This window comes from Agrobacterium sp. ST15.16.024 (assembly GCF_027956545.1).
Taxonomy (GTDB): domain Bacteria; phylum Pseudomonadota; class Alphaproteobacteria; order Rhizobiales; family Rhizobiaceae; genus Agrobacterium; species Agrobacterium cucumeris.
This window is the reverse complement of record NZ_JAQKGO010000006.1, coordinates 267322-277800: the sequence shown is the minus strand read 5'-3', so window position 1 is coordinate 277800 and position 10479 is coordinate 267322. Positions and strand designations below refer to the sequence as shown.

At 59.2% G+C, this 10479-nt stretch carries 8 protein-coding genes; 3 read left to right on the top strand and 5 right to left on the bottom strand.

Annotated elements, in window-relative coordinates:
- The 5 genes from PL640_RS18935 to PL640_RS18915 all read right to left on the bottom strand — a co-directional run.
- Positions 1 to 411, bottom strand: a 411-nt coding sequence (locus PL640_RS18935; RefSeq protein ID WP_271363043.1) for a carbohydrate ABC transporter permease, incomplete at its 3' end; no start/stop codon positions are given.
- Between the two features lie 166 nt (positions 412 to 577).
- Positions 578 to 1891, bottom strand: a complete 1314-nt coding sequence (locus PL640_RS18930; protein ID WP_142842828.1) for an ABC transporter substrate-binding protein — start codon at positions 1889 to 1891, stop codon at positions 578 to 580.
- A 144-nt stretch (positions 1892 to 2035) separates the two neighbouring features.
- Entirely contained in the window at positions 2036 to 2989 is a 954-nt protein-coding gene (locus PL640_RS18925; RefSeq protein ID WP_271363042.1) for a sugar-binding transcriptional regulator, read from the bottom strand.
- 306 nt (positions 2990 to 3295) lie between these two features.
- Positions 3296 to 5146, bottom strand: coding sequence for an ABC transporter ATP-binding protein (locus tag PL640_RS18920; RefSeq protein ID WP_271363041.1), 1851 nt, complete (start codon positions 5144 to 5146; stop codon positions 3296 to 3298).
- 48 nt (positions 5147 to 5194) lie between these two features.
- Positions 5195 to 6358, bottom strand: a complete 1164-nt coding sequence (locus PL640_RS18915; RefSeq protein WP_271363040.1) for a M20 aminoacylase family protein — start codon at positions 6356 to 6358, stop codon at positions 5195 to 5197.
- A gap of 306 nt (positions 6359 to 6664) precedes the next feature.
- On the opposite strand from PL640_RS18915, the gene PL640_RS18910 reads away from it, so the two are divergent.
- From PL640_RS18910 to PL640_RS18900, 3 genes are all read left to right on the top strand, one after another.
- Positions 6665 to 8374 (top strand): peptide ABC transporter substrate-binding protein, encoded by a 1710-nt coding sequence (locus PL640_RS18910; protein WP_271363039.1) that lies wholly within the window; start codon positions 6665 to 6667, stop codon positions 8372 to 8374.
- A gap of 142 nt (positions 8375 to 8516) precedes the next feature.
- Positions 8517 to 9527, top strand: coding sequence for an ABC transporter permease (locus PL640_RS18905; protein ID WP_142842833.1), 1011 nt, complete (start codon positions 8517 to 8519; stop codon positions 9525 to 9527).
- Entirely contained in the window at positions 9520 to 10440 is a 921-nt protein-coding gene (locus PL640_RS18900; protein WP_142842834.1) for an ABC transporter permease, read from the top strand. Before PL640_RS18905 ends, PL640_RS18900 begins: the two co-directional genes overlap by 8 nt.
- The last annotated feature ends 39 nt before the right edge of the window (positions 10441 to 10479 follow it).

The following is a 10479-nucleotide window of genomic DNA, read 5'->3' as shown; positions in this document are numbered from 1 at the left end:
ATCGGCAAGCACGCCGTAACCGGGATGCATGATCATGTTCTTCCACACCAATGCGGCCACCGGCGGCATGACGAAGAACGGCGAGATGATCATGATGCGCACGATGCCCTGGCCGAAAATGTCATTGTCGAGCAGGAGCGCAATGGCGATGCCGCCGATGACGGTGATCGCAAGCACGCCGCCGACGATCAAAAGCGTGTTCCAGATTGACTGGAAGAAGGCCGGGTCGGTGTAGAAATACTGGTAATTGAAGAGACCCGCAAAGCTGACATTGGCCGGGTTGAGGAGATTGTAGTTCTGGAACGAGAACCACAGCGTCATCGCCAGGGGCACGATCATCCATACCAGCAATAACAGCACCGATGGCGCAAGCATCACCCGCGCCAGACCGCTCGTGTTTCGAGTTGCCATTGCACTCACCTCCCCTTGGGTACAGGCGTCACGACATGCGCCCGGCATATCCGGAAGAACCGGCTCATTCTTGTTTTGATTTGAAAGGCATTAGAGCCGCCTGGCGGCTTCCGACCCGGAGTGTTCGCTGCCCGGCACGGGAGCCGGACAGCGATCTTCGGGAGGATTACTTGATGTAACCGGCGCGGGTCATTTCACGCGTCGCAGTCGACTGGGCGCCCGCAAGCGCATCATCAACGCTGGACTGACCGGCAACGACCGCCGAGAACAGCTGACCAACAGTGGTGCCGAGCGCCTGGAATTCAGGGATCGCCACAAACTGACCGCCGGTGTAAGGCACGGGCTTTACAGTCGGCTTGGTAATATCGGCAGCATCCATGGCGGCAAGCGTCGGCTTGGCGAAGGCGGCGGCCTTTTCATAATCGGCGTTCTTGTAAAGCGAGGTGCGGGTTCCCGGAGGCACGTTTGCCCAGCCTTCCTTGGAAGCGACGAGCGTGGTGTAGTCCTTGCTTGTTGCCCAGGCGATGAACTTTTCGGCAGCTTCCGCCTTCTGCGAGCTCTTCGGGATGGCAAGGTTCCAGGACCACAACCAGTTGCCGTGGTTCTTCAGTTCGCCATGCGTCGGGAAGAGCGCATAACCGACCTTGTCAGCTACGGTCGAATCCTTCGGGTTGGACACGAAGGAGGCAGCAACCGTCGCATCGATCCACATGCCGCATTTGCCCTGCTGGAACAGCGTCAGGTTTTCGTTGAAGCCGTTGGAAGAGGCGCCCGACGGACCGGCATCCTTCATCAGATCAACATAAAACTGCAGGGAGCTTTTCCACTCCGGCTGATCGAACTGCGGTTTCCAGTTTTCATCGAACCAGCGGCCACCGAAGGAGTTGGTGAGCGCGCTGATAAACGCCATGTTCTCGCCCCAGCCGGCCTTGCCACGCAGGCACATGCCGTTGATATCGGCCTTGCGGTCGGTAATCTTGCGGGCGGCGTCACCGATGAATTCCCAGGTCGGGTTCTCAGGCATCTTCAGGCCGGCTTTTTCAAACAGGTCCTTGCGATACATGATCATGGCGGATTCGCCGTAGAAGGGTGCTGCGTAAAGCTTGCCCTCGGCGGAAAGGCCGCCACGGATGGCCGGCAGGATGTCATCGACATCGTATTTGTCGCCGAGCTTTTCGAGCGGCAGCAGCCAACCCTGCTTGGCCCAGATCGGCACTTCATAGTTGCCGATGGTCATGATGTCGTATTGGCCGCCATTGGTGGCGATGTCGGTCGTCACGCGCTCGCGCAGGACGTTTTCCTCAAGCGTTACCCATTCGACCTTGATGTCCGGGTTCTTTGCCGTGAAGTCGGAGGTCAGCCCCTGCATACGGATCATATCGCCGTTGTTGACGGTGGCGATGGTCAGCGTTTCGGCGGAAGCAAGGGTGGTAAAGGCGAGGGCCGAGCATGCGCCCAGCAAAATGGTCTTCAGTGTCATATCTTCCTCCCAGAAGAAAAATGATGAGCATTCGCTTTGCTCTGGGGCATTTACTCACTCGCAAGCCGAAAAAGTCAAGCGACATCCTGTGCTGCGACGCACATGGAAAAATCAAATATCTGATTTTGTTGATTTAATTTTTGCTCAATGGGTGAGCAAATATTCACCTGTCACTTCATCAGTGATGAGACCGTTCAGCAGACCGCCCTGCAGAGCCGCCAGAATCGAGGCATTCTTGCGCGCGCCCTGCGCCATGCCGATGACGGTGCAGGTCTCTCGTGACGGAATGGGAACGGAGGCAACGCGCTCGTTGACGGCGTGCTCGAGAATGCGGCCATTGGCATCATACATCCAGCCGCAGATCTCACCGACGGCACCACTTGCCATAAGAGCCTTCATCTCATCCACCCCCAGAAAACCATCGACGCAGAGCGGCGCGTTTTCCCCGAGTTCACCAACGCCAACAAAGGTGACATTGGCGGCGGACCCAAGCGCCAGCGTTGAGCGCACCATGGACTGGTCGTGCAGCAGTTCCCGCTCCTCAGCCGACGAGCACAGAACCGGCAGCGGCATCGGAAAATGCCGCGCCTTGATGGCATCGGCCATGCTGAAGATGACGTTATAATAGGCCGCCGAGCCATCCGGCCCGATATTGCCTGTCAGCGACACGATGCGATGCTGCGGGCACTCCATCGGCGGCAACTGGTCCACGGCGGCCTTCAAGGTACGGCCGGTGCCGATAGCGAGCACGATGGGATCGGCATTTTTCAGCCAGCGCTCGATCTCCGCCGCGCCGGCCTCGGCAATGCCAACGGTCGAGGAAACGCCGGCCGGATCGCTCGGCACCACCTCGATATATCTAAGGTCGAATTTCTCTTTCAGCCGTTCGGCTTTTTCCAGACAGGCAGCAATGGGGTGATCAAGCCGGACCTTGATCAGCCGCTCGGCGACGGCCAGCGACACCAGCCGCTGCGCCGACTGCCGGGAGATGCTCATGGCAGCGGCGATCTCATCCTGCGTGCGGCCGGCGACATAATAAAGCCAGCCGGCGCGGGCCGCATCGTCCAGCCGTCCATGTGCGTCGTTTCGTCTGGCCATGCCGCTGCCCTCTCAGAATTATGCTTGAGCATTTGCTGGCATTTTTTTGCGGCGGCTGTCAAACGGTGGGATGCGCAAGGGAGCATGCGGCCGGCGTAAAATCATCTGGCGTGGCGGTGCGGCAGGTTTCTTCTCCCCGAGGGGAGAAGGTGGCCCGAAGGGTCGGATGAGGGGGCAAGCTCTCGGTTTATCTCTACCCTTGCCCCCTCATCCCGCTGCCGCGGACTTCTCCCCGACGGGGAGAAGAAATATGCGGAAACCACTCGGTCCCTTACCAGCGCTCAGCCCGAAGACGGGACTGCTTAATCAAGCCGCTTCCTGCACCAGATGCCCAGCTGAAACCTCGCGGTAGTGGCGCTGCGGCGGCACATAATCCACCGGGCGGATCGGGCTCTTGATCTCGTCCGTCGCCATGTTGCGACGGATCTGCCGTCGCGCCGGGTCCGGCACGGGAACGGCCGACATCAATTTTTTCGTATAGGGGTGCTGCGGATTGTCGAAGACGGCGGCGCGGGGGCCGATTTCGACGATCTCGCCGAGATACATCACCGCCACACGATGACTGACGCGCTCGACGACCGCCATGTCATGGGAGATGAAAAGGAAGGCGAGGTTGAGGCTTTGTTGCAGGTCGAGCAGCAGGTTGCAGACCTGCGCCTTGATCGAGACATCAAGCGCCGAGACAGCCTCATCGGCAACGATGACCTTGGGATCGAGCATTAGCGAACGGGCAATGGCGATACGCTGGCGCTGGCCGCCGGAAAATTCATGCGGGAAACGCCGCATCATATCCGGGCTGAGGCCAACCTTTTCCATCAGGTCCGCCGCCTTTTCGCGCGCCTGCGGCTTGGGTCCAAGTTTATGCTCGATAAAGGGTTCCATAATCGCCGTGCCGATGCTCATGCGCGGATCGAGCGATGCGAAGGGGTCCTGAAAGATCATCTGCACGCTGCGGCGCATGGTGCGCAGCGTCGTCTTGTCGAGCTTCAGCACCTCGTAACCGTCAAGCATGACATTGCCGGATGTCGGTTCGATCAGCCGGGTGATCGACCGCCCGGTGGTGGATTTGCCACAACCCGATTCCCCCACGAGAGACAGGGTTTCACCCTCGGCCAGATCGAAGGAGACTTTTTCCACCGCATGTACGGCACCGGATTTGCGGCCAAAAAGACCGGAGCGGATATCGAAACGGGTCGTCAGGTCCTTGACCGAGAGAATGGGCGTGCGGCCGCCGGAAACAGTATCCTTGACCTCGACCACAGGCTGGCTCTCGCCGGTCTTGATATCGATGATCGGGAAACGCGCCGGCAGCGCCCTTTCCTTCATCGAACCGAGCTTCGGCACCGCCGAAAGCAAAGCACGCGTATAGGGATGATGGCCGCGGTGGAAGATATCGTCGGTGGTGCCGGTTTCCACGACATCACCACGGAACATGACGATAGTACGGTCAGCCACTTCCGCCACCACGCCCATATCATGGGTGATGAACAGGACCGACATGCCCTCGTCTTCCTGCAGCAGCTTGATGAGGTCGAGAATCTGGCCCTGGATGGTCACGTCGAGCGCCGTTGTCGGCTCGTCGGCGATCAGCAGCTTCGGTTTGGAGGCGAGCGCCATGGCGATCATCACGCGCTGGCGCATGCCGCCTGAAAACTGGTGCGGATAATCGTCGAAACGGTTCTTCGCATTGGGAATACGGACCTTCTCCAGCAGGCGGATGACCTCAGCCTTGGCGGCAGACGAAGAAATATCCTGATGCACGGTCAACGCTTCGGCGATCTGCTTGCCGATCGGGAAGATCGGATTGAGGCTGGTCATCGGCTCCTGGAAGATCATCGAAATGTCTTTTCCGCGAACCTTGCGCATCTCCTCTTCCGGCAGCGCCAGCAGGTCGCGCCCGCCGAGCATGACCTTGCCTTCGATGCGGCTCGTCTTTTTATCGAGCAGGCGCATGATGGAGAGCGAGGTGACGCTTTTGCCCGAGCCGCTTTCGCCGACGATCGCCACCGTCTCGCGCGGTGCGATCTCGAAACTCATATTGCGCACCACGGATTTCCAACCGCCATCGACGCGGAAGGATGTGGTGAGATTCTGAACCGATAAAACCGGGCTGACTGAACCGCCGGTCTGTTCCATTGATGTCGCCGCCAAAAGCATGCCGATCTCCTGAAAAGCAGAAGGCGGCCATGACGGCCGCCGGATGTCTTACGCAGCAAGTGCCTTTTCGGCCATCGAAACCCAGTAGCTGATGCCGTAAGGCAGTGCATCATCGTTGAAATCATAGGCGGCATTGTGCAGCCCGGCGGTATCGCCATTGCCGATGAAGATGAAGGCGCCGGGGCGGGCTTCGAGCATGTAGGAGAAATCTTCCGCTCCCATATGCGGGTTGGGATTGGTGTTGACGGCGTTGGCGCCAGCCACACCCATCGCCACGCCGGTCGCAAATTCCGTCTCATCACTGTGGTTGAAGGTGACCGGATAACCGCGGTGGTATTTCACCTCAACGGTGGCGCCATGCGCCATGGCCGTGGCGGTCGCCACTTCCTTCAGACGTTTTTCGGCGAAATCACGGGTTTCCGGCAGCAGCGTGCGCACAGTGCCCGTCAGCGTCACCGAGCCGGGAATGACATTGACGGCCGTGCCGCCATGGGTGGTGGCGACGGTGACGACGAGCGATTTCAGCGGGTCCGTCTCCCGCGAGACGATGGATTGCAGGGCGATGATGATATGCGCCGAGGTCAACACCGGATCGATGGAAAGGTGCGGTGCGGCCGCATGGCTGCCCTTGCCGGTGATGACGATCTCGAAACTATCCGCCGCCGCCATGGTCGAGCCCTTGCGGATGGCGAACTGGCCGACGGGAATGCCCGGCTCGTTATGCATGCCATAGACCTGGGAAATGCCGAACTTTTCCATCATGCCGTCATTCAGCATGGCAAGCGCCCCTGCCCCACCCTCTTCGGCGGGCTGGAAGATCACGGCCACGGAACCCTTGAAATTGCGGGTCTCTGCCAGATATTGCGCCGCGCCAAGAAGCATGGCGGTGTGCCCGTCATGGCCGCAGGAATGGGCCTTGCCGGGAACCTTGGAAGCCCATGGTTTGCCGCTGGTCTCGAGGATCGGCAGGGCATCCATGTCGGAACGGAAACCGATAGTCGGGCCGTCGCCGTGCCGACCCTTGATGATGCCGACCACCCCGGTCCTGCCAATGCCGGTCTCGACGATGTCACAGCCGAAAGACCTTAGTTTCTCGGCCACGAACTTCGATGTTTCGAAGACGTCGTAAAGCAGTTCCGGCGTCTCGTGCAGGTGGCGCCTCCAGCCGGCAACGTCTTCCTGCATCTCGGCCACACGGTTCAATATCGGCATTCCCAGTTTTCCTTTTTTTGTTCCCCGCCGGGTTGTCGGGAGCCATATTGCGTTTGGAATTTCTACTTTTGCAAGTCTGAATTTTGCTGCATGAGCGAAAAATAGGCCAAAAGGCGAATGGCTCAAATTTTGTTCATCAATACGAGTTTGGGGCTTGATTTTCAAAAAAACTGACAATAGCATCATCCGGAATGGAGGAGTATTCCTTAGCAAAGTCAAATACTTATAAACAATAGACCTTGCACATGACGATGGGAAAAGCGTCAAACATTCAAATAGATAAAATCTAAAAAGGGGAAAAACACGATGAAGAAGCGCAGCGTTCTCTTTGCCAGCACGGTGGCGGCCATGGCCCTCGCAGGCACTGCCGCCCATGCCGAGCGCGGCAGTGACGGCGAACTGAAAATCCTGTTCTGGCAGGCCGTATCGACACTTAACCCTTACCTTTCCGGAGGCACAAAGGAAATCTACAGCTCGTCCATGGTGATCGAGCCGCTGGCGCGCTACGACGAAAAGGGCGAGCTGGTGCCGATGCTGGTGAGCGAGATCCCGACCGTCGATAATGGCGGCGTAGCAAAAGACCTGCTCAGCATGACCTGGAAGCTGAAAAGCGATGTCAAATGGTCTGACGGCACGCCGCTTACCGCTGACGATGTGGTTTTCACCTGGAAATATTGCACCGCACCGGATGGCGGCTGCGCACAGGCGGCACAATATGAAGGCGTGAAAAACGTCGAGGCCGTCGACGCCCATACCGTCAAGGTCAGCTTCACCGAACCAAAACCTTACCCCTATTCCGCATTCGTCGGCGCACAATCACCGGTTATCCAGAAGAAGCAGTTTGAGAAATGCGTCGGCGCTGCGGCTCCGGGCTGCACCTCCGCCAATTTCGGTCCCATCGGCACCGGCCCCTTCGTAGTCAAGGATTTCAAGCCGAACGACGTGATCAGCTACGTCGCCAATACCAACTATCGCGATCCGGCCAAGCCCGCCTTCGCCACCGTGACCCTGAAAGGCGGCGGCGATGCGGCTTCCGCTGCGCGTGCCGTTCTTGAAACCGGCGAATTCGACTACGCATGGAACATGCAGGTGGAGCCGGAAATCCTCGCCACCATGGTGGCGGCCGGCAAGGGCAAGCTGGAAACCGCCTTCGGCACGCAGGTCGAGCGTATCAATCTCAACTGGTACAATGCCGATCCCGCCCTGGGCGACAAGCGCTCCACCAAGGAGGGCGGGCCGCACCCGGCGCTTTCCGATCCGGCCGTGCGCCGGGCACTCTCGCTCGCCATCGACCGCGATATTATCGACGAGACGGGTTATGGCGAGGCGGGCAAGCCGACCTGCAACATCGTGCCGGCGCCTGAGGCCGTCGCTTCGACGAAAAACGACAGCTGGTGCCTGAAGCAGGATGTGGAAGGTGCAAACAAGCTGCTGGATGATGCAGGCTGGGTGAAGGGATCAGACGGGATCCGCGCCAAGAACGGCGTGAAGCTGTCCTTCCTCTACCAGACCTCCACCAACTCCGTTCGCCAGGCGGCGCAGGAACTGGTGAAAGACATGTGGTCGCAGATCGGCGTTGCGGCTGAACTTCGCAATGTCAGCGCCTCGGTGTTCTTCGGCGGCGACCCGGCAAGCCCGGATACCTTCCAGAAATTTTATGCCGACGTTGAAATGTACACCAACAATTTCGACGGCACCGATCCGGAAAAATATCTGGCGGAATGGCTGTGCGACAAGATCCCTGCCCCGGCCAACGGCTGGCAGGGTCAGAATGTTCCGCGTTATTGCAACCCGGAATTCGACAAGCTGGTGGGCGTCCTTTCCAAGACCACGGACTTTGCCAAGCGCGGGGAAATCGCCAAGCAGCTGAACGACATGCTGACGGAAGAAGGCGCGCATATTCCGCTCATCCACCGCGGCAACGTTTCCTCACATTCGCTGACGCTGGAAGGCGTTCGCATGAATGCCTGGGATTCGGAACTCTGGAACGTCGCGGACTGGTCCCGCAAAAAGTAACACGCAGATGCGCCGGCTCCCCGACAAGGGGGCCGGCCTTTTGCATGCCCCCTGGACCATGTTCTGAAGACACATTTGCAGCGTCACGGCGAAGAAGCTCCCAATTTTCGTGCTGCCGCGCTCTGGGTCTGGAGAGTTTCAGATGTTTGCCTTTACGCTCCGGCGGCTTGCCTTTGCCGTACCGACGTTGCTCGTCATCAGCTTCGTCATCTTCGCGCTGCTCGATCTTGCGCCCAACGACCCGACCGGCGACCTGCCGCTCACCATCCCGCCGGAAGTGCGCGAGCAGATCCGCGCCTCGCTTGGCCTCGACCAGCCCTTCTTCATCCGTTACCTGATGTGGCTGCAACAGTTCTTCATCAACGAACCTTTGAACCTCTTCGAAAAGCTCACCGGCTGGCAGATCGGCGATGGTAGCCGTATGCGTGTCTTGTCATGGGCGACACGCAGCCCGGTGGTCGATCTCGTCATTCAGCGCATGCCGCAAACGCTGTGGGTGGTGGGCCTCGCCTATCTCTTCGGCGCGCTGCTGGCGATCCCGATCGGCGTCATCTCCGCCTATAAGCAATATTCGATCTTCGACCAGATCGGCACCTTCATTTCCATGGTCGGTTATTCGGTTCCGACCTTCTTCACCGGCGTGCTGCTGGTCGTCATCTTCAGCTCCTATCTGCAATGGTTCCCTTCCGTTTACGACACCAATCTGAGGGTCTCGGACTGGGCAAGCTTCGTGGCGCAGGTGAAGCAGATGTTCCTGCCGGTGCTGGTGCTGACGCTCTACAATGTCTCGCAGATCAGCCGCTTCGTGCGCGCCTCCATGCTGGACAATCTGCATCAGGATTATGTGCGCACGGCACGGGCAAAAGGCGTGAAGGAAAAATCCGTCCTGCTCGTCCACGTGCTGCGCAACAGCCTGATCCCTGTTGTGACCGTGATTGCACTCGGCGTGCCGACGATATTTTCCGGCGCCATCATCACCGAGCAGATTTTCCGCGTGAACGGGCTTGGCCAATTGCTGATAACGGCCGTTCAGGGCGCGGATATTCCACTGGTGCAGACGCTGACCTTCATTTTCGCGGTGCTGATCGTGCTCTTCAACCTGATTGCCGACGTGCTGTACGGCATTCTCGACCCGAGGATCCGCTATGACTGACGCCACCATTGCAGCGCCGACGGTTGCGGCCACCCCGACGCAATCCGCCCTTGCCGATATCTGGAAACAGTTCCGCGTTCACAAGGGCGGTGTGGCGGGGCTCTTCGTCTTCGTCTTCATCCTGCTTGCAGTATATGTCGGGCCCTATATCCACACCGTCGCGCCGAACGCCATCAACGTAAAGGAACGCAACCAGTGGCCATCACTGGCCCATCCCTTCGGCACCGATAATCTCGGCAAGGACATGCTGGCGCAGGTGCTGGCTGGCGGGCGCATTTCGCTTGCCGTCGGGATCACCGCCATGCTGCTGGCGCTGTTTCTCGGCACGCTGGTGGGGGTGCTGTCAGGCTATTTCCGCAGGCTCGACGGGCCGCTGATGCGGCTGACCGACCTGTTCCTCGCCCTGCCACTTCTGCCGCTACTGCTCGTCATCCTGATGCTGTTTCGCGATACGTTGCGCGCGGCATTCGGTCCGGAAACCGGCATCTTCATCCTGATTGTCTTCGTGATCGGGATAACCAGCTGGATGCATACCGCCCGTATCGTGCGCGGCGATGTGCTGACGATCAAAAGCCAGGAATTCATCATGGCGGCGAAATCGAGCGGCATGCGCGAATATCGCATCATCCTGAGGCACATCCTGCCGAATGTGCTGAGTTCGATCATGGTTTCGGCCACCCTCGGCATCGCCGCCGCCATCATCACGGAATCGGCGCTCTCCTTCCTCGGTCTCGGCTTCCCCTCCGACTTTCCGACCTGGGGACGACTGCTGTTTGATGGCGCCAACTTCCTGCAACTGACGCCGTCGCGCGTGTTATGGCCGGGGCTGGCGATTTCACTGACGGTTCTGAGCGTCAATTATATCGGCGATGCCGTGCGCGATGCGTTAGATCCAAGGGCGCTGAAGAGCTGAGGAGACGCCGTTCCCTGCGTCACAAGAACCTCTCCACCG